This is a genomic window from Chloracidobacterium validum (assembly GCF_018304825.1).
GTDB lineage: Bacteria > Acidobacteriota > Blastocatellia > Chloracidobacteriales > Chloracidobacteriaceae > Chloracidobacterium > Chloracidobacterium validum.
Window position 1 is genome coordinate 324,767 of sequence record NZ_CP072649.1, and the last position, 19,984, is coordinate 344,750.

15 protein-coding genes are annotated in these 19,984 nt (G+C 60.9%); 8 read left to right on the forward strand and 7 right to left on the reverse strand.

Translation table 11 applies throughout. The features are described 5' to 3' along the window. Positions 1–28: 28 nt before the first annotated feature. The 5 genes from J8C06_RS12485 to J8C06_RS12505 all read right to left on the reverse strand — a co-directional run bounded on the left by J8C06_RS12485 (position 29) and on the right by J8C06_RS12505 (position 7,029). Positions 29–1,483 (reverse strand): circularly permuted type 2 ATP-grasp protein, encoded by a 1,455-nt coding sequence (locus J8C06_RS12485; protein ID WP_211430483.1) that lies wholly within the window; start codon positions 1,481–1,483, stop codon positions 29–31. A gap of 150 nt (positions 1,484–1,633) precedes the next feature. Then, a complete protein-coding gene (locus J8C06_RS12490; RefSeq protein ID WP_211430484.1) occupies positions 1,634–2,371 on the reverse strand; it encodes a DUF2059 domain-containing protein in 738 nt (245 codons plus the stop codon). A gap of 4 nt (positions 2,372–2,375) precedes the next feature. Beyond that, the gene (gene hpnD / locus J8C06_RS12495) at positions 2,376–3,260 is read right to left on the reverse strand and encodes a presqualene diphosphate synthase HpnD (protein WP_211430485.1); all 885 of its coding nucleotides are present in this window, start codon (positions 3,258–3,260) and stop codon (positions 2,376–2,378) included. Further along, positions 3,257–4,183, reverse strand: coding sequence for a squalene synthase HpnC (hpnC, locus tag J8C06_RS12500; RefSeq protein WP_246602159.1), 927 nt, complete (start codon positions 4,181–4,183; stop codon positions 3,257–3,259). Before hpnC ends, hpnD begins: the two co-directional genes overlap by 4 nt. Positions 4,184–4,293: 110 nt before the next feature. Then, complete coding sequence (locus tag J8C06_RS12505) at positions 4,294–7,029, reverse strand: response regulator (protein WP_211430486.1); 2,736 nt, start codon at positions 7,027–7,029, stop codon at positions 4,294–4,296. A gap of 220 nt (positions 7,030–7,249) precedes the next feature. Between J8C06_RS12505 and J8C06_RS12510 the strand changes: the two genes are divergently transcribed. The 7 genes from J8C06_RS12510 (at position 7,250) to rpmB (ending at position 14,526) form a co-directional block, all read left to right on the forward strand. Then, positions 7,250–8,215, forward strand: coding sequence for an alpha-E domain-containing protein (locus tag J8C06_RS12510; RefSeq protein WP_211430487.1), 966 nt, complete (start codon positions 7,250–7,252; stop codon positions 8,213–8,215). Positions 8,216–8,244: 29 nt separating this feature from the next. Continuing rightward, positions 8,245–8,967 carry an Ntn hydrolase family protein gene (locus tag J8C06_RS12515; RefSeq protein ID WP_211430488.1) on the forward strand — a complete coding sequence of 241 codons (723 nt, stop codon included), beginning with the start codon at positions 8,245–8,247 and terminating at the stop codon, positions 8,965–8,967. 1 nt (position 8,968) lies between these two features. Continuing rightward, positions 8,969–9,313 (forward strand): Hpt domain-containing protein, encoded by a 345-nt coding sequence (locus tag J8C06_RS12520; protein ID WP_211430489.1) that lies wholly within the window; start codon positions 8,969–8,971, stop codon positions 9,311–9,313. A gap of 26 nt (positions 9,314–9,339) precedes the next feature. Then, positions 9,340–10,161: an SDR family oxidoreductase gene (locus J8C06_RS12525; protein ID WP_211430490.1), complete on the forward strand. Its 822-nt coding sequence runs from the start codon at positions 9,340–9,342 to the stop codon at positions 10,159–10,161. After that, positions 10,161–10,844 (forward strand): 5,6-dimethylbenzimidazole synthase, encoded by a 684-nt coding sequence (bluB, locus tag J8C06_RS12530; protein WP_211430491.1) that lies wholly within the window; start codon positions 10,161–10,163, stop codon positions 10,842–10,844. The genes J8C06_RS12525 and bluB overlap by 1 nt, the downstream gene beginning before the upstream one ends. A 55-nt stretch (positions 10,845–10,899) precedes the next feature. Beyond that, positions 10,900–14,094 carry a WD40/YVTN/BNR-like repeat-containing protein gene (locus J8C06_RS12535; protein ID WP_246602160.1) on the forward strand — a complete coding sequence of 1,065 codons (3,195 nt, stop codon included), beginning with the start codon at positions 10,900–10,902 and terminating at the stop codon, positions 14,092–14,094. Positions 14,095–14,289: 195 nt separating this feature from the next. Next, the gene (gene rpmB, locus J8C06_RS12540) at positions 14,290–14,526 is read left to right on the forward strand and encodes a 50S ribosomal protein L28 (protein WP_211430493.1); all 237 of its coding nucleotides are present in this window, start codon (positions 14,290–14,292) and stop codon (positions 14,524–14,526) included. 153 nt (positions 14,527–14,679) lie between these two features. Here the strand turns inward: rpmB and J8C06_RS12545 are convergent, their stop codons facing one another. Further along, on the reverse strand, positions 14,680–15,360 hold the full coding sequence (locus tag J8C06_RS12545) for a hypothetical protein (RefSeq protein WP_211430494.1): 681 nt from the start codon (positions 15,358–15,360) through the stop codon (positions 14,680–14,682). Positions 15,361–15,575: 215 nt separating this feature from the next. Here J8C06_RS12545 and J8C06_RS12550 point away from each other — a divergent pair, with 215 nt between their 5' ends. Then, the gene (locus J8C06_RS12550) at positions 15,576–16,118 is read left to right on the forward strand and encodes a hypothetical protein (protein WP_211430495.1); all 543 of its coding nucleotides are present in this window, start codon (positions 15,576–15,578) and stop codon (positions 16,116–16,118) included. 44 nt (positions 16,119–16,162) lie between these two features. Here J8C06_RS12550 and J8C06_RS12555 read toward each other — a convergent pair whose 3' ends face one another. After that, a complete protein-coding gene (locus J8C06_RS12555; protein WP_246602161.1) occupies positions 16,163–19,801 on the reverse strand; it encodes a TonB-dependent receptor in 3,639 nt (1,212 codons plus the stop codon). Positions 19,802–19,984 lie beyond the last annotated feature (183 nt).

A 19,984-nucleotide genomic window follows, 5' to 3' on the forward strand; every position in this document is an offset into this window, starting at 1 on the left:
GACTGAAGCCGGTGCAGCGCGCGACCACCTACGAGCCTGTGCGCGCAGAACCATCGGCGGCAAGCACCCAGGTATCCTTGCTCCCCCCGCCCTGCGAGGAGTTGACGACCAGCGAGCCACGGCGCAGGGCCACGCGGGTCAGCCCGCCCGGCAAAACGAAAATGTCATCGCCATACAGGATGTAGGGGCGTAGGTCCACGTGGCGACCTTCAATCCGGTCACCGACAATGGTCGGCACGCGCGAGAGCTGGAGCGTGGGCTGGGCAATGTATTCATCGGGATGCGCCAAAATGCGTTCTCGGAACGCCTCCCGTTCCAGCGCTGTCGAGGCCGGGCCGACCAGCATGCCGTAACCACCTGACCCGCCGGTCGTCTTGACCACGAGTCGGTCGAGGCTGTCGAGCACATAAGTCCGCGCTTCACGGTCGCGGCACAAGTAGGTTGGCACATTCGGAATCATCGGCGTCTCGGCCAAATAGTAGCGGATGATGTCGGGGACGTAGGCGTAAATGGCCTTGTCATCCGCCACGCCGGTGCCCGGCGCGTTGGCCAGCGCCACCCGTCCGGCGCGGTACACCTGCATCAGGCCCGGAACGCCCAGCAGCGAATCCGGCCGAAACGTTTCCGGGTCGAGAAAGGTGTCATCAATCCGGCGGTATATGACATCCACTGGTTTGAGTCCGCGGGTGGTTCGCATCTTGACGTAGCCACCTTCCACCACGAGGTCCCGTCCCTCGACCAGCTCGACCCCCATCTGTTGAGCCAGGAACGCATGCTCGAAGTAGGCCGAGTTGGCGACGCCAGGCGTCAGCACGACGACCGTGGGATTGAGGTTGTGCTCCGGCGCGAGTCGCTGAAGCGTTTCCAGGAGCTTGCTCGGGTAGGTGAAGACCGGGCGAATGGTTGCCGCTTCAAACGCCTGCGGGAGCGTGTACTTCATCACCGAACGATTGCCGAGCACGTACGACACGCCCGACGGGCAGCGCAAGTTGTCTTCCAGGACGTAGATTTGCCCATCGCTGTCCCGGACCAGGTCGGTGCCCGTGATGTGACACCAGATGTCGTGGGGTGGTCGCAAACCACGGCAGGCTTCCAGGTAGCTTGGGTTGTTCAGAACGAGCTCCGGCGGCAGCACGCCATCACGCAAGATGCGTTGCTCACTATACACATCGCTCAGAAAAGCATTGAGGGCGCGGATGCGCTGCTGAAGTCCGGCTTCGATCCAGGCCCACTCCCGCGCGGCAATGACCCGTGGGATCAGATCGAAGGGAAAGATTTTCTCGACGCCGTCGCTGCTGCCATACACGTTGAACGTGATGCCGAGGTGGAGGAGCGACTGTTCGGCCGTGGCCTGGCGACGCAGGATTTCGTCGTCACGCAGCGTGGCCAGCGTCCGGGCCAGGAATGCCACGTCAGGACGTGGCACGCCCGGCATCAGGAACATTTCGTCATAAAAGTCACCAACGTCGTAAGACTCAAACATGGACGCGCCCAGCGCGCAAATCCAGTGCCATGAGGAAGCGCATCGGATGACGCTGCCGACGCGATACCAGATCAGGCGCTCTGCTAGGGTTCTGTGGAGTCGAACAATAGCGAACCAGGGCCGGGGGCGTCCAGTGCGATGCCACCGGGGTTATGGCCGCCGTGGTTGTCGTTGACGGCGCTGGATGGCCTCGGTCAGCTCGGCGCTGTGCCGGTCAATCCGCTCTCCAATGACACGCCCGCCCGCCTCAAACACGGTTGGAATCCGCTCGGTGAACTTTTGAAAGACGGCCGTGCGCGAAAAGGTTTCAATCTGCTTGAGTTCGACTTCATCAAACAGGCGGCGGAGTTGCGCTTCGTTCAGCTTGCCCTGACCAAAGAGTTCGAGATTGTTGAAGAGCTTGCGCCCGGCGCTCGTCGCCGCGAAAGCGTTGAGTTGGCGAAGTTCACGCTCCTCGAAGCTATCGGCTAGAAACACGGCGAGATCCTCTGAGATTGCCTGCCACGAGGCATGGCGCCGGAGAAAGTTCTGGAGGATGTCACTGTAGGGGCGTAGTTCGGGGCTGTCTCGAAGCTGCTGTTGCAGGATCGTCTGCACTTGGCGCTCGTAAAAGGCCGGGATTTCAGTGAGGCCAAAGAACTCCCGCGCGGCGGCAATGCTCCGTTCGCGCTCGGTTCTGCCCTGGAAGCCCTCGCTTGGACGACTCGCCGGCGTGGTCACTGGTTGCCCAGTGGGAACTGTCCGCTGGCTGGATGGGGGCACCGTCGGACGACTTGGTGCCGGTCGGTTCTTGAAATCTTCCTGGGCAACGACGGGCACGCAGCACAAAGCTAGTCCGAGCAATCCCCGCAGCCCCTGGCGGTAGTTGTGAATCGTAATGGGAAGCATCAGGTTAGTCCTTTCCGAATCGGAGCAGCCGAGTTTTGATCAAAAGTGTGGTGGCGATGAAAGCCTTCCGGAGTTTTGACAGGCGTGGCCGGTGGTGGAACACATTAAACCTATTTGCTTCCATTTGGTCGAGCAGTTTGAAGTAAATCGTCGCCATGATTTCAGCCGCCACCATGGCCGGGCGGTCTTCCGGGCAGAGTGCCTGGAGCGCGCGTGCGCGAAAGTCGCGAGCCCGAGCGGACAGGGCGGCCGCCAGCCGGGCAAAGGATTCGTCGTAGCGCCCGGACTGCAAGCCCTGCTCGGTGACGCCATGGCGAGCCATCTCCTCCAGCGGCAGATACACGCGCCCACGCGCGGCGTCTTCCGGGACATCGCGAACGATATTGACCATCTGTAGTGCTTTGCCCAGGTTCACCGCGTAGTCGCGGGCGCTGGCATGCCGATAACCAAAGATTTCAATGCACATCAGCCCGATGACGGAGGCGACGTGGTAACAGTATTCGTCCAGCTCGGCAAATGAGGCATAGCGCCGGCGCGTCAAGTCCATTTCCATCCCCCGGATGAGCGCCAGGAAATGCTCCTGGGGAATGGGAAAGGTTTGGAGGATGATTTTGAGTTCGCGGGCGACGGGATGCCGGGGGGGCTGTCCGTTGAAGCAAGCCTGAATCTCGGCCCGCCAGCGGTCGAGTTCGCGCTGCGGATCAGACTGAGCTGGCCCGTCGCCGTCCACGATGTCGTCCACGATGCGGCAAAACGCATAGACGGTTTCAATGGCTTTCCGCTGCGCCTTGGGCAAGATGAGAAACGAGTACAGAAAATTGGTTCGTGAGCGATGGGTGATGTGTTCCGCCACCAGCTCGGCGGGTGGGTGATCCATAAGGGTCGTCATGCCGGCATCCGAAGCGTGGTCAGCGGACTTGCTTTGGAAAACGCCGTCCGGCGCAGCGCGCCGGCGGCCATCCGCGCTTTGTCACGCAGGCTCAGGGTTGGGCGCCGCTCAAAGACGTTGAACGCCATCTGGCGCAAGGCGCGCAGAATGGTCGTGCCGCCGAGCCAAATCAGGCGCAGCTCGACGCCGAGCCGACCCGGCGCCAGCGCGCACAGCGGCCGCCCCTGCTCGAAAAGCGCGGCGGTCCGCTGGGCAAGGCTGTCCATGAGCGCCACGAAGGCGGGCGTGTAGCGGTGCGCCAGCAGGTCGGTTTCGCCATACCCATGGGCTGCCATCTCGGTCAGCGGAAGGTAGATTCGGTCTTTCTGCAAGTCCACGAGGATGTCTTGCCAAAAGTTGGTGAGTTGAAGCGCCGTGCAGATGGCATCCGCCATGCGGTGCCAGTCTGGATCGCGATGGCCGAAGAGCAACAGGATGAGTCGTCCTACGGGGTTGGCCGAGCGCCGACTGTAGTCGAGCAGGTCGTCAAATGTCGCATGCCGCGCGCGGCGCACATCGAGTTCGAAGGCATCGAGCAGGTCGTGGAAAAGCTCCATCGGCAGTGCGTGCTGCCGAATGGTGTGACCCAGGGCCACGAAAACGGGGTGCGTCGCGTTGCCGGACGGACAGGCAACGAGCTGCCGTCGCCAGTCGGCCAGACTGGCGAGCCGTTGCTCGGCAGTGAGTGTTCCCTCGTCGGCGAAATCGTCCGCAGCGCGGGCAAACGCATAGACGGCATAGACATGGGGACGAACCGACGCGGGAAGCACCAGCGATCCGACGGGAAAGTTCTCATAGTGCCCAAGGGCAACGCGCCGGCAGTGGGCGTAGGCATCTGCTGGTGACAGCGCGGAAGCGTCGGACGTGGGTGAAACAAGCGGCACAGCGTGAGGTCGTTCGCGTGGGGATAGCCAACCTACGGGACAGGCTTCATTGAGCCAAAATCGGACGATATTTGTCAGGCAAACGACGGACGTCAAGCCAGTTTTGCCAATTACGATGAAGCGGGCTGCGTTTGGCGCTCACTTGGTTCGGTCAGCTCCCTGTGCAGCGCGTCGTCAAAGGCCGCTCGCGTGGCTTCGGCAAGTGCCTCGACGGTCTGGACCTGATGCAGCCAGTCGGTGGTATCTGGCGACGCTTCGATACCGTGGAGCGCGTGGGCCAACCGGCGCGCGCCAAGCTGCGCGGCACTGCCACGAAGCCGATGCGCGATCACGCGCACCGTCTGCTCGTCTCCCTGCGCCAGGGCCGTCTGCATGTGCCGGAGCTGGTTGGCAACATCCGACTGAAACGTAGCCATGATCTGGCGCGCTAGGTCACCGGCCGCCTGGTTTGTGGCGACAATCCCTGTTCCAATCCAAAATGCCGCCATGTCGAGCAGCACCGCATCGCGGTCGGCATCGGCGTCGGGCTGGTGGTCGGTGTTGGTCGGCCCATCGGTGTCGGCCGTGGGGACGCGGCTCAAACATTGCTTCAGCACCTGTTCGAGTTCGGCCAGCTTGAACGGTTTGGATAGATAGTCGTCCATACCGGCTGCCAGGCAGCGTTCCCGTTCCCCCTGAAGCGCATTGGCGGTCAGTGCAATGATGGGCACATGGCGTCCCGTCACCTGCTCTTGTTCGCGGATGCGCATGGTAACCGTGTAGCCATCCATTTCGGGTATTTGACAGTCCATGAGAATGGCATCCGGTTGTTGGGACTGCAAAAGCGCCAACGCTTCCACGCCGGTCGCCACGGTCACGACCTGGTATCCTAGAATTTTCAGCATGCGTTGGGCGACTTGCTGGTTGACGGGGTTGTCCTCAACCAAAAGAATGGATCGGTGGTGCGCGTCTCCCGGTTGTGTGTCTCCCGCCATGGCTTGGACGGCCGGCGGCACGGTCTGCCGGATCGGAGTGGATTTTGTTTTTGCGCGTGGTTTACCGAGCGCCAGGCGGAGCGCCTCTTTCAGGGCACCCAGCCGCAACGGTTTCGTGACACAGGCCGCAATCCCGATCTGCGCCAGTTCCATTCCCGACGGAGCCGGTGGCGTGGTCAGGAGAATACAGGCGAGTTCATCTGACCATCCCTCGGCGCGGATTTGTCGAATCAGGGATAGCCCATCCATGGTCGGCATTTGCGAATCGAGGATGGCCACCCGAAAGGGATGGCCGCTGATGGCCGCCTTACGCAGCGCCGTCAACGCTTCCTGGGCGGTGGCGACCGCCTCGCAGAAAAAGCCAAAGTCGGTGAGTTGCTGGGCAATGACCGTGCGGTTCGTCGTGTTGTCATCCAGGACCAGTGCGCGCGTGCCAAACCACAGCTCATAGGTCGATGGTGGTTGGCTGACGTCCACTTTTTCAAACTGGGCGGTGAACCAAAATGTCGCTCCTTTGCCGGCTTCACTGTCAACGCCGATGTCGCCACCCATCAGTTTGACGAGTCGCTTGGAAATAGCCAGCCCCAGTCCTGTCCCGCTGAAGCGCCGTGATTGGGAGGAGTCGAGCTGAGTGAAAGCCTCAAAAATGTCGGTCTGGGCTTCCTTGGGAATGCCGATGCCGGTGTCGGTGACGGAAAAGCGCAGCACGACCGTGGTGTCGGTCTCGGATTGTTTGGTCACCCGCACCACGACCTCACCCTTGTTCGTGAACTTGATGGCGTTGCCGACCAGATTGAGCAGCACCTGCCGGACGCGCCCGGCATCTCCGCACAGTCGTTCGGGAACATCCCGGTAAATCAGGGTGACGAGTTCCAGTGATTTCTCGCGGGCCGCTGCGGCAAGGGTCTCGGTGGACTGCTCCACCGTGTCGCGAAGGTCGAACTCATTGGCTTCGAGCGTAAGCTTGCCCGCTTCGATTTTGGAGAAATCAAGGATGTCGTTGACGACGACCAGGAGCGCATCGGCACTGTAGCGGATGGTTTCGGCCAAATCTCTCTGATTGGCGTTCAGCGGCGTTCTCAGGAGCAGCTCGATCATGCCAATGATGCCGTTCATGGGCGTGCGGATTTCGTGGCTCATGTTGGCGAGAAAGTCGGATTTTTTCTGCGCCAAGTTCAGCGCCGCGTCGCGGGCATGTTCAAGTTGGAGTGTCAGCCGCCGGCGCTGGTTGAGTTCGGAGCTAACCACCCAGTAGGTGGTGACAAGCAGCAACAGAATGACGGACACACTGAAAACGATGAGCCACTCCAGGGTTCTGGTCCGTGTGTGAACCAGTGTCGCAAACCGGTTGAAGTCGGTTCGCGCCTCTTCGGCCATGGCGCCTAACACCCTAGTGAGGTTTTCCGCCAGGCGATCGCCAACCGGGCCCGGTACCATTTCTAGCGCCGCTTCGCGGTCGATCCGACGAAGTTCCGTAATGCGCTCCAGGTAGGCTTTCCCTTCCAAAAGGACTTCTTCAAGCTGCTCGACACGCTCGCGTTGAGAAGGGGACGACTGAGTTCGCGCGCGAAGTTGACCAAGGACGTCCTGCAAGCGACCGGCCTGCTGACGGGCTTGCTCCATGTCCGTACCGTTGCCGGTGATGACATAGCCACGGGTGTAAAGCCGGGTGCGCAGGGCGGCATCTTCCGCGCTCGACACGAGCTGAAGCACTTCCAGGCTCTGTCCCGCCTGGGCTTGGGCAGACCGTAACTGCCGGACCGTCAGCGAGGAAGCCACCAGCAATCCAATCAGAATGAGCGCGACCGCTACGAAGCCGGCCGCCAAGGCATGGCCGCGTGGGTTTTGCATTCGATGGAGATTGACTGCCATAGTAACTCTTGGTGCGCATTCGCCCTAAAGGCTACTTGCTCAGAAATGGGTTGACGGCCTGGGAGTGGGCAGGGCAGGCTTCGTATTCACGATCTGCGTATTCACGATCTGCTGCAACGTATCATGCCCTGTTGTCCGGCGCGCAACAGGGTTGTGGCCGGTTGGCGCCCAGGCCTCGTTGCCTGAGCGCTGGACAGGGTTATGTTGAGTTAGTGCGGTTATGTTGAGCCGGGTTGCCGATTCGATTTTCTGGATGAGCCGCTACATCGAGCGAGCGGAAAACATCGCGCGCTTCGTGGACGCGACCATGACGCTGACCCTCGACCTCCCGGCCGACGACACTGCCGCCTGGGCCGAACTCATTGCCAGCGTTGGTGATCCAGAGGATTTTGCCGCGCGCTATGGTTCTCCGTCGCCGGCGACCGTGTTGCGCTACTTGACCTTTGACGAGCGCAACCCAAACTCGATTTTGACGACGCTGGCGCGGGCGCGTGAAAATGCGCGCTGTGTCCGCGACGCCATTTCCTCCGAGATGTGGGAGCAAGCCAACACCTTCTATCTGGATGTCAAGGGTGCGGCGGCGCAGGGGCGCTTCGGCGCGATGCCCCATGCCTTCTTCGCGCAAGTCAAATTGGCCAGCCACCAGTTTGTTGGCGTTACTGATTCAACGATGTCACATGGCGAGGCCTGGCACTTCAACCGAATCGGTCGGCTACTTGAGCGAGCCGACAAAACGGCTTGTATCCTAGGAGCGGAACGCTTCAACCGGGCGACGACTTCACCCGCTGCGGCCTCGCCAAGTGAAATGCTCATTGATGATCTTGATTGGTCGGGTCTCCTCAAAGCAGCCAGTGCCCATGAGATGTACCGCAAAAAGCACGGTCGCATCGAGCCACACCGGGTATTCGAGTTTCTGATTCTCAGTCGAGAATTTCCACGCGCCGCCCACTATTGCTTGCTCCGCTGCGTCGAGTCGGTGCATGCCATTTCGGGGACGCTCCCCGGAACCTACACCAATCCGCCGGAGCAGCGCCTCGGACGCTTGGCCGCGCAGCTCGACTATGCCGGCGTTGAAGATATCTTGCCACCTGAAGTAGGCGGGGACGCGCGTCCCTTCCTGACACGCCTCCGAAGCGACTTGTATGCTGTAGGCGACGCCATTGCGGCCGCCTTCTTCCCATCCTGAATGTTTCGACCTAGTGTTTTACTTTCGACATGACCTTCTGTTTGGGTATCAAGACCGTTGCGGGGCTGGTGGCGGTGGCCGACACCCGGATCACTTCTGGCACGGAGTGCCGCACCTCACGTAAGTTGACCGTCCACCGCGCTGCCGCGGCTCCGGTGTTTGTGATGACTTCCGGGCTGCGGTCGGCGCGCGACAAAGTGGTGACGTATTTCGACGAATGGCTGCGCAGCGAAACGGTCATCCACCGGCGCTTGTATGAACTCGTCAACGCCTATGGCGAGCAGGTTCGGCGTGTGTTCCGCGAAGACCACGCCATGCTCGAACGCGACGGGCTGCGCTTCGATCTGTTTTCGATCATCGGCGGACGCCTCCCAGACGATGGTGAGCATCGGCTGTTTCTGGTGTATCCGCAGGCCAACTGGGTCGAGATTGGCGAGTCCTCGCCCTATGCCATCATTGGCAATGCGTTTTACGGCAAGCCGATTCTCGACCGCGTGCTGGACTATGGATGCTCGCTCGATGCGGCCCTCAAGGCCGCCCTGCTCGCCTTTGACTGTACCCTGACGAGCGCCAGCGATGTCAGTTACCCGCTCGATGTCGCTGTACTGCCGGCTGGCGGCGCCGAGTTTGTTGAGCATCGCTTTATGGAAGGCGATGTGACAGGCTACAGCCTGTGGTGGCGGACCAATCTGCGCCGTCTTATCGCCGACGCCCCCGGAAACTGGCTGGCTTCATTTGATTTGGAGTTCTAGCGTGAACTGTCTCGACCCTGAAACGATCGCCTCACTCAAGGCGCTGGATGATGGCGACGGCTTTTTTGCCGAAATTGTCAGCACGTTCCTCGGCAATGCTCGTCCTACCCTGAGCCAGCTCGCGTCCGCTCAGGCGGCCAACGATCTCCCTGCCCTGGAACGCCTGGCACATAAGCTGCGCGGCGCAGCCAGCACGGTCGGCGCACAGCGGCTCATGGCGTTGTGCAGTCGGCTGGAAACCGCCGCGCGCCAGGGAACGGTGGTGGACGCGGCGGCTGACGTGGAGACTATCGAAACTGAGTTTCAACGAGTGGTTGCAGCACTCGAAGTTGAATTGCAAGCCTGACCTCAATTAGCTCAAAGGAACCTGTTATGCCTCCCATTGTGGATGTCGGTCAAGTCTTGAAGGACCAAGTTGCGTTGGTCACGGGCGCAAGCTCAGGCATTGGCGCTTCCGTGGCGCGTGAACTTGCCCGTGCCGGGGCAGCCGTGGCCGTGAACTACGCCGGAAACCCGGCCGGTGCCCAAACCGTCGCCGACGCCATCACGGCTGCCGGCGGACGTGCCATCATCGTCAAGGCTGATGTGAGCGTTGAAGCTGACGTCACCGCTATGTTCGCCGCCGTCATCGAAGCCTTTGGGCGACTCGATATTTTGGTCAGTAACGCCGGCCTCCAGCGCGACGCAGCGTTTGTGGACATGACCCTGGAGGAATGGGATCGCGTCATGGCCGTCAACTTGACCGGCCAGTTCCTGTGCGCCCGCGCGGCTGTGCGGCAGTTCCTTGCCCAGGCGCCACGCCCGGAGGTTTCGGCAGCGCTCGGCAAAATTATCTGCATGTCGAGCGTTCACGATGTGATTCCGTGGGCCGGGCACGTCAACTACGCGGCCTCGAAGGGCGGTGTCTCCCTGCTGATGAAGTCGTTGGCGCAGGAGATTGCCGAGAAGAAAATCCGCGTCAATGCCGTTTCCCCGGGCGCGATTCGGACGCCCATCAACCGCGCCGCCTGGGAAACCCCAGAGGCTGAGGCTGCCCTCCTGAAGCTGATCCCTTACGGGCGCGTGGGCGACCCCGAAGACATTGGCCGGGCGGTGGTGTGGTTGGCCTCGGACGCCTCGGATTACATTACCGGAACCACACTCTATGTGGATGGTGGCATGACACTGTATCCAGAGTTTCGGGAAGGCGGTTGATGGAAGCTGCGGAGTGGGCATTCTCGGACGCCGAGCGCGCCGCCGTGTATCGGGCCATTCACACCCGGCGGGACATCCGTTCGACCTTTCTCCCGACGCCCGTGCCGGATGGCCTGGTGTGGCGGTTGTTGGGGGCCGCCGCCGCGGCGCCCTCGGTAGGCTTCATGCAGCCGACCGAAATCATCGTCATCCGCGATGTTGCCGTCCGCCGTCGCCTCCAGGCGCACTTTGAAAGCGTCAACCGGGCGGCGGCGGAAGTCTATGCGGATGAGGCCCGTGCTACCTACGATGCCCTCAAGCTGGCGGCCATTCTCGAAACGCCCCTCAACCTGTGTTTCACCTGCGATACGACGACCGCGCGCGGGCGCGGTTTAGGCCGCCAAACCATGCCCGAAACGGCGGTGTTCTCGACGGTGTGCGCCGTCCAAAATGTCTGGCTGGCGGCGCGGGCTGAAAACGTGGGTGTCGGTTGGGTGAGCATTCTCGAACCCGAAGCCGTCAAGTCGGAGTTGGCCATTCCAGCGCACCTGACGCTCGTGGCCTATCTCTGTGTTGGCTACGTGAGCGACTTTCCCAATCAACCGGAGCTTGAAACGAAGGGCTGGGAGGCTGCCCGCGCGCTCACCGATATGGCTTACCTTGATCGCTATGGGGAACGCCTGCCCGCGCTCCCCAACGAGTGACTGAATCAGAGGCCAAAAAGCAACGATGAACCTAAAAAAACCGATTTCCACGCTGATGCCGATCCGTTCCCTCGGTTTTCTGGGATGGCTCACGCTCGTCTGTCTAATTCTGTCGATCGCGTCTGTCGCGCCGGCCCAACAACCCGCCACCAAGTCGGTTGCTGAAGCTAAGCCTGCCGGCTACGCTTCGCTGAAGTATCGTCAAATCGGCCCTTTTCGCGGTGGGCGCGTCGGAGCCGTCACCGGGGTCGTCGGACAACCAAATCTCTACTACTTCGGGGCAACCGGCGGTGGGGTGTGGAAGTCCACGGACGGCGGCGTGAATTGGCAGCCGTTGGGTGATGGGACGTTTCGCGCTGGCTCGGTCGGCGCGCTTGCCGTGGCGCCGAGCGACCCAAACGTGATCTATGTTGGGATGGGCGAGCACACCTGGCGCGGCAACATGTCGCATGGTGATGGCGTGTATAAATCAACCGATGCCGGTCGCACTTGGCGGCGCGTTGGGTTGGGAGCAACGCGCCATATTGCGCGCATTCGGGTGCATCCGTCCAATCCCGAGGTGGTGTACGTTGCCGCCATGGGCCACGGTTTTGGTCCGAATGAAGAACGCGGCGTCTATCGCTCGACCGACGGCGGCAAAACCTGGCAGCGGATATTGTTTGTGAGCGCCAAGGCGGGTTGCGCCGACCTGGCCATGGACCCGACCAACCCACGGATTCTGTACGCCGGGATGTGGGAAGCTCAACGCGGTCCGTACTTTTTCACCAGCGGCGGCCCCGGGAGCGGCCTTTGGAAGAGCGTGGACGGCGGCGACACCTGGCAGGACCTGACGCGCAAGCCGGGCCTGCCCAAGGGGACGCTGGGCAAAATCTGTGTCACCGTCTCCCCGGTCAATTCTGATCGGCTCTGGGCGAGTGTCGAAGCCGACGAAGGCGGTATCTTCCGCAGCGACGACGGCGGCAACACCTGGACGCGCACCACTGGCGACCGCAACCTGCGCCAGCGGGCCTGGTATTTCTCACGTGTCCAAGCCGATCCCAAGGACGCCAATGTGGTTTATGCACTCAACGTCCAGTGGCATCGTTCGAGCGATGGCGGCCGGACGTTTACCCCGATGCCGACCACCCATGCCGACCATCACGATCTCTGGATTGCGCCAGACGACCCGCAGCGGATGATTCTCGGCAACGATGGCGGCGCCTCGGTTTCCACCGACGGCGGCCGCTCGTGGACGGAACAGGACCAGCCAACAGCACAGTTCTACCGCGTGGCACTCGATAATCAGTTTCCGTTCTTCATCTACGGCGCACAGCAGGACAACACCACCGTTGCCATTGCCAGCCGGACGATGCGCGGTTTTGGGATTGGAGTGCGCGATTGGAGTGAGGTCGGCGGCGGCGAGTCGGGCTGGATTGCGCCGCATCCGACCAATCCCGATATTGTGCTGGCCGGCAGCTACGGTGGACTCCTGACGCACTACGACCGGCGGACCGGGCAGACGCGGGATGTCACCGTGTACCCGGAAAACCCGATGGGCGCCGGGGCGGAAAGCATGAAGTACCGTTTTCAGTGGAACTTTCCCATTCTGTTTTCGCCACATCCACCCCATGCCCTGTACGCGGCCGGAAACCGGCTCTTTCGGAGCGACGATGAGGGAGCAAGCTGGCGGCCGATTTCACCAGACCTCACGCGCAATGATCCGGCGAAACTCGGACCCTCCGGCGGTCCGATTACGAAGGACAACACCAGCGTAGAGTACTACTGCACGATTTTCGCCCTGGCGGAATCGCCCAAAGCCGCCGGTGTCCTCTGGGCCGGAACCGACGATGGACTGGTTCACCTCTCCCGCGATGGTGGCGCGACCTGGGAAAACGTCACGCCGAAGGGCCTTCCGGAATGGATTCAGATCAACGCCATTGAAGCCTCGCCGCATGAGCCGGGCGCGGCCTATCTGGCCGCCACGATGTACAAGCACGATGACTTCGCGCCTTATCTCTACAAGACAACTGACTACGGCAAGACCTGGACAAACATTGTCAACGGCATTGCGCCCGATGCCTTCACGCGCGTCATCCGGGAAGACCCACGGCGGCGCGGACTGCTTTATGCCGGGACGGAGACCGGCATGTATGTCTCCTTCGATGATGGAGCGAACTGGCGTTCCTTGCAGCTCAATCTGCCAGCCGTGCCGATTACCGACCTGGCCGTTCATCCGCGCGACAACGTGTTGGTCGTCGCCACCCAGGGGCGGTCGTTTTGGGCGCTGGACGACCTGGCTGTGCTCCAGCAGTATGCCGAGCGTCCGTCAACTGGTGAAGTGCGGCTCTATGCACCGGAAACGGCCCTCCGTCTCCGTGGCTTTGGCGGATTCACCCCACCGCCTACCGCGACGGTTGGCACCAATCCACCGGTTGGCGTTTCGGTCTTTTTCGAGCTGCCGGAGAAGCCCTTCAAGCGCGTGACACTGACCTTCGAGGATGCCGACGGAAAGCCCTTGCGGACGTTCACGGGCAAGCCAAAGGATGAGCCGGAAGCGGCTCTACCGGCGGAGCGGGGAGAAGCGTCACCGGATACGTTTACCTACGAACCTGGACTCAACCGCTTTGTGTGGGACATGCGGCTGCCGGGCGCAACGCGCGTGCCGGGGATGGTCCTCTGGGCCGGTGACCTGCGCGGCCCGCGTGTCCTACCCGGCCGTTACCGCGTCACCCTCAAGGTGGATGATGTCGTCCAGACCCAGGGGTTTGAGATTCGGACTGATCCGCGTCTGTCCGCCACGCCGGACGACCTCAAGGCGCAGTTCGAGTTGCTGGTTGCCATCCGGGACAAAGTTTCAGAAACGCACCAGGCGATTTTGAGTATCCGAGACGCTCGCCGGCAGATTGAGGATGTCGAAGCCCGACTGCGTGGGCGTGACGATGCCAAGTCGTTGCTCGACCTGGCCAAGTCGCTCAAGGAAAAGCTCACGGCAATTGAAGAGACCTTGGTGCAAACCAAGATTCAGAGTGGCCAGGACCCACTGAATTATCCGATTCGGCTCAACAACAAGCTGGCTGCGCTGACCGGCGTGGTGGATAGCGCCGATGCCGCGCCAACGGCCCAGGCGCGCGAAGTCTTTGCCGACTTGAGCGCGAAGATTGATGTCGAGCTGCAAAAGCTGCGCGACGTGCTGACCCGTGATCTAGGTGACTTCAATGCGAAGTTTCAGTCGTTGGGACTGCCGCGCATCACACCGCGCACCGGAGGATAGGGTGGTTTGAAGTCGCGCCGGTTGGTGGCGGGCCGGCAAGCCAGTGAACTTGTCCATGGGGGGGCAGACAGTCCGGGCATTTCCAACTCAGGAAAACAGAATCAGTGCTACCGATCGTTTTCAGGTTGCAGTCGCCAACGACTTGGCCTATATATGACGGCTTTTGAGCTTGTGCTGGAAAAGAGGTGAGATGCCATGGCCAAGGTTTGTCAAGTTACGGGGAAGCGCCCAATGTCGGGCAACAACGTGTCCCACGCAAACAACCGCACGAAGCGTCGCTTCCTCCCCAACCTGCAACGGCAGCGGTTTTGGGTGCCAAGCGAAAACCGGTGGGTTCGGTTGCGCTTGTCGGCGCGGGCCATCAAAACCATCAATCGCTATGGGATTGAGCACGTTTTGAAGCAGATGCGCGCCGAAGGGAAGAAAGTCTAGCCCAAGTGGAGCGCCCGGCTCGCGGAGAACCCAGCGGCCGGGACACCGCCTCTTTGCTGTGGCTAGCCCTTTTTGCCGTGGCTAGCTTTTGCGATTGCCAGAGCAGTGCCGACCTCCCAGCGTCACCGCCGTCAGGCCTGGGATACGACTTGCCTAACGAACGCTTGGGTCAACCATCACGGCCGATGGATCAGACGGTCCTTTCACCGGTGGCACTTCCGAAAGAACGGAATCCACATCGGCGTCATTGAAGTCCAGTTCGCCGACGAACGGACGCAGCAAGTCCGACAACCGCTGCCGTTCAGCATTGAGCCGGGCTTCAAACTCACGCGCTTGCTGCTCCGCCTCCTGCGCCTCTTGCATGAGGCGTTCCTTTTCTTCTTCCTGTCGCCGAATAAACTCCAGCCGCTCGGCTTCCATTTCTTTGAAGCGGTCGGCGTTGCGGCGTTCGAGGCTATCAGCCCGATTGAGTAAGGTGCCGTGGTAGGCGTCGAGTGCCTTGACCTTGCGCGCAGCGTCTCCCTTTGGCTCTTCAATTGTGTGCCCTTCGCGGTCGAGCGCGAACTTGAGGGCAATGACGCGCGTCTCTGGGGGTGCGTTGGCGATGATTGGGTTGGCAATCATTTTTTCCAGTTCATCTACCCCGCAGGGCGAAACCGGCAAGCGCGCGCTCTGATAAATAGACTCAAAGCTCCGCAGGTGAGGGGCGCTTTCTTCTCGTGGTTGGGGTGGCTCGATAGGGCGCTCGTCCTGGGGACGACGCTCACGTTCTTCACGGCTGTTTTCAGGTTTCGAGCCAAAGAATCGACCGAGCATGCCTGTTCCGTTACTCATAGTGCCTCATTGCGCCAAGGGGTTCTTGGCGCACCCAACGGTTAGGTTTCGGGAGTACTCACATATTCTGGTTGAAAGCTGGATGTGGCACAAGTCGCCCGTGGGTGATGCTCCCCACGCCGTACGCTGTATCACGCTTCAAATTATGCGCAAGCTCGCATAATGGGCGCAACCCCACGTCGTCTGTATCCACTCGATTCGGTAGGTTCAACACGATGAAGTCATCTGGCATGGCCGTCAAGCTTGGCGATGTGATTGCGCGGTTCTCGGTTTTCACCGGGTTTTGGGCGATTGCCTATTTTTTCATGTGCCTGACGGCCTTTGCCGTCGCCCGTCCCCAGTGGACGTTCACCGTTGACGTCGGGTCCGTGCTGGTCTGGTTTGGCATCTATTTGGGCATCTCCCTGACACTTGGCAACCTCATCGGGGTGGTTTCAAATCTGATTCGTCCCCACACCGGCACGCTGACCCACGGCGACTTTGATGGGCGCTTTGCCGGCAACTGGTTGCAGGTCATCCAGTTTTGCTTTGGCACGCTCGTTTCTGGCGTGGTTTTCCTGGCCCTGGCCAAGCTCACGGCCAACCTCGCGCAGCGCTGGTTTGCTGTCCAGCTCGACATCGTGAACGGAACGTCATTTGCCCTGGCGGCATTGACCGTTGCCGTGGAGAGCACGGCGACGACGCTGCTGGTGCTGGGCATTATTTTTTATGTCAAAGGTCAACTCGAAGCCAACATTGCCCTGCGCCAGACCAGCTAGGAACGGGCGCAGGGTCGTCCGGACACTGGACTGTGGACCGGGGCCTAGAACGAAAACTTGAAAGCAAATTGGACGATGCGGGGGCCGGTCGTGGCTTCAAGAATGCGCCCAAAGTTGGGCGTCCCGACCACATTGCCCGGATTGGCAAAGTTGGTCTGGTTGAAGATGTTGAAGAACTCCGTCCGAAACTCGGCCCGGTAACGTTCCTGGAAAACGATGAACTTGACAATCGAGAAGTCGGTGTTGGACTGCGCCGGCCCACGCAGCGTGTTGCGGCCCACCGTGCCGAAGTTGCCGACGCCCGTCGAGGGAATGAACCGGCTGGTGTCGAAGTAGCGGTCGAGTCGGCGCCGCACATCACCGGAGAGGCTGCCGTTGCCCTGACCGCCAGCGGCATAGGACGCGCGCGCGCCATCACTGAGCCCCGTGCTGCTTGCAATGGTAAAGGGCAGCCCGGTTTGGAAAATCGAGACGCCGGAAAGCTGCCAGTTGTTGGCCAAGGCCTTGAGCGCAAAGTTATCACCGTCATACAGCTTAGGCAGGTCATAGACAAAGCTCACCACGAGCCGCTGTCGCCGGTCGAAATCCGCCGTCGCGCGGTTGCCGCGAAAGGTGGCCTGGTCGCCAAAGTCGGGTGAGACATCGCTCGTGCCAAGCGATGTCAGTTGCCCGGAGTATTCGTCAATCGTGTGCGACCAAGTATAGCTCACCAGCGCCTGCAAACCCTTGGACAGCCGACGGGTCACCGTCGCCTGAAGGGAGTTGTAGCTGGCCACGGCCGAAGATTCCTGAACCGTCACCGAGAAGGAGTTCAACCCTGGTTGCGTGATCTGCGACAAAATGGTGCCAAATGGACTGGTCGTGCCGTTCGGTGCGAATGGCTGGTTGACATTCTTGAAGCGTTGAAGCTTGCGGGTCTGCGATCCAACGTAGCTGACCTCAAGTTGCGTGTCCTTGATGAACTCCCACTGGAAGCCAAAGGAGTACTGCTGAACGTAAGGCGTCCGCAAGTTGCGTCCCGGATAGATGCCCTGGACGGCCACTTGGCGCCCGCCCAGGCAGAAGGGCAGTCCACGGTTTGGACCAGGGCCCGCCGTGCAGCTCGTTCCGGGGAAAAATGAGGCGTTTCCGGTGTCAATCGGCCCCTGGACGGCCGGAATCGGCGCGAACGGGTTGGAAAACCCGCCGCCCGCCACCGCCGGGAAGAACGGAATGAGCGGAAACACCGGAAAGCTGAAGCTCGAATTGATGACGGTTCGCGCATTGAACCGGTCATAGTAGAGTCCATAGCCGGCGCGCACGACGAACCGATCGGTTGGCAGTGGCTTGAAGGCCACACCCAGGCGTGGCGCGAAGTTATTCCAGTCCGCATCGGTAAAGCCACGCCGAGTGTCGCGGGTAATACCCGGCAGCCCCACCCGGTTGTTGGAAGGCACGAAGAAACCCGCAAATGTGCCGGCCAGATTTGAAACGCCGCCGGCCCCGGTGCCAACCGCGGCCCGCGCCGCTGCCTCGTCAAATGTGGCCATCAGCCCATCCACTTCGTAAAATGGCCCAAAGTAGTCATACCGAATGCCAAGGTTGACGGTCAAACGGCTGTTGACTTTCCAATCATCCTGGAAAAAAAGGGTGAAGTCATTGGCGCGAAAGTCACGCTTGGCGCCACCGGGTGAGATGACCGACAGAAATGGCGAAGTCAAACCGCCCGCCACCGAGGACAATCCAGGATTGACGCCTGTAATCAGAAACTCCGTGAACGGGAGCGTTGGAAGAAACTGCGGCGCGCGATTGACCGAACCGGCCGGGATGCCGAGCGCGGCAAACGCCCCAAGTCCGGCGGCATTGGCAAATCCACCCGTAAACTGGAGGAGTCCCCGCGCCCCGACGTTGAAGAACACCCGCTGCCGGTAGGGACGAATTTCACCGCCAAACTTCATCGAGTGTGCGCCGGCTGTGAGTGAGAGCGTATCACTGAAGGTAAACCCTTCGGTGGTATTGAAGCTGTCCGAAGTCGTCGCCGGGCCGATTGAGAACATGTTGGAGAACACAAAACCCGGCAGGCCCGGAAACAAGGCAGCGCTGGGTGAGTTGATGCCAAAATCGGCGGCCCGAAGCGGCTCGGTTGGTTTCCCCTGAGTAATCAGGCGATTGTAGCCAAACCGAAATTCATTGATCAGGGTGGGGCGAATGATGCTCGTCCACGAGGCGGTCGTCACCCGGTTGTTGGTGATGGCATCCACTGGATAGCCGGGCAACTGAAGCGCGTTGCCGCCGCCAAACTGCCGAAACAGCCCTTGCTTGACGGTATTGTTGGCAAAGAAGAACTTGCCTGACACGCGGTTGTTGTCGTTGATTTGCCAGTCGCCGTTGAGGTTGAACTGCTCTTCGCGGAAGGTGGATTCCGCCACCCGGACGCCGGTCGTCCGCCCGTTGCCACTGGGGATGACAAACGTCCCGTCTGGATAACGCGCCTGAAGCAAGCGCACCTGCGGCGAGGTCGCAAAAACGGCCGAGTTGATGAAGTTGGCGAAGCCCGGCGCGCGACTCAGCGCAATGGCCCGAATCGAAGCCAGTGAGCGATCGTCGGTCAAGTCCGGGGCCGGATTGAACGGGGCAATGCTGTTGTTGGTCGAGGTTCCGTTCGTTTCGCGTGTCCCCTGGTAAGAGCCAAAGAAAAACAAACGGTTTTTGACGACCGGCCCGCCAATCGTCGCGCCGTACTGCTTGCGGTTGTTCGCCTGACGTGGGATGCCGGCGCGCTTCAGAAAGAAGTTGTTGGCGTTGAGCGCTTGGTCGCGCAGGAAGAAATAGGCGTTGCCATGAAACTCGTTCGTCCCGCTCTTGGTAATCGCCGCCACCACGCCCCCGACGTTGCGCCCGGCCGAGGCATCGTACTGACTCGTCTGCACGATGAATTCTTGCAGGGTGTCCGTGGCTGGAACGGCCAGGTTGGCAAATGAACCCGTCCCAATCGAGTTCACGTCAATCCCGTTGATGAGGATGGAATTGCTCGTCGTGCGCTGGCCGTTGACATTGATGGCGGTGTCGCCACGTCCGACTTCCGAGGTATTGAAAATATTGGAAGCCGCTCCGGCCGACAGGGCAAGCAACTGCTGGAAGTTGCGCGTTGGGAGCGGAAGCTGGCGGATGTTGCGCTCGTCCACGACGCGCCCGTGGGCTGCCGAGTCGGCCTGAATCAGTGGCGCTTCACCTGACACGTTGATGACTTCCGACGCGGCCTCGCCAATTTCAAGCGCAATGTCATTTGTGGTGACGCCAGTGATATTGACCGTAATGTTTTCGGTCACGCTGGTTTTGAAGCCTGAGGCCCGGACTTCAAGCCGGTATCTTCCCGGCGGCAGCAGCGTAAACACGTAGTCCCCATTGCCACCTGTCGTGACCTCGCGCTTGCTTCCCGTTGCTTGCTCGACCAGGGTCACGCTGGCCCCGCTGACGACCGCCCCCTGGGGGTCGCGGACCACACCGCGCAACTGTCCAGTGCTGGCAGACTGAGCCGAGGTTGGCACCGGCGCGCCAAGCAGCAAGGCGCACACGATGAGACCGACACTGGCCCGCGACATCCACCCAAGCCACCTGCCTGCCAAGCGGTCTTCGGGGAGCCAGTGCTGGTCGGTCGCCTTCCAGAGCTGACGCAAAAACCTGTCACATAACGCAAGGGTCATGGCTCGATACCTACCTTTTTTTCAGCGGGAAAGCTTCCTGCGCCTAGCATCGGCATGCTGCACCCCATCCTGCTGCAACGCATCTGGCGCGTCATGCGAAAGCCAAGCATTTGAACGATTTGACGCGAAAGATACGCTTCGCTCAGAGGCGCGTCAATGGCGTAGTTCAAGCAAGCTGCCGAA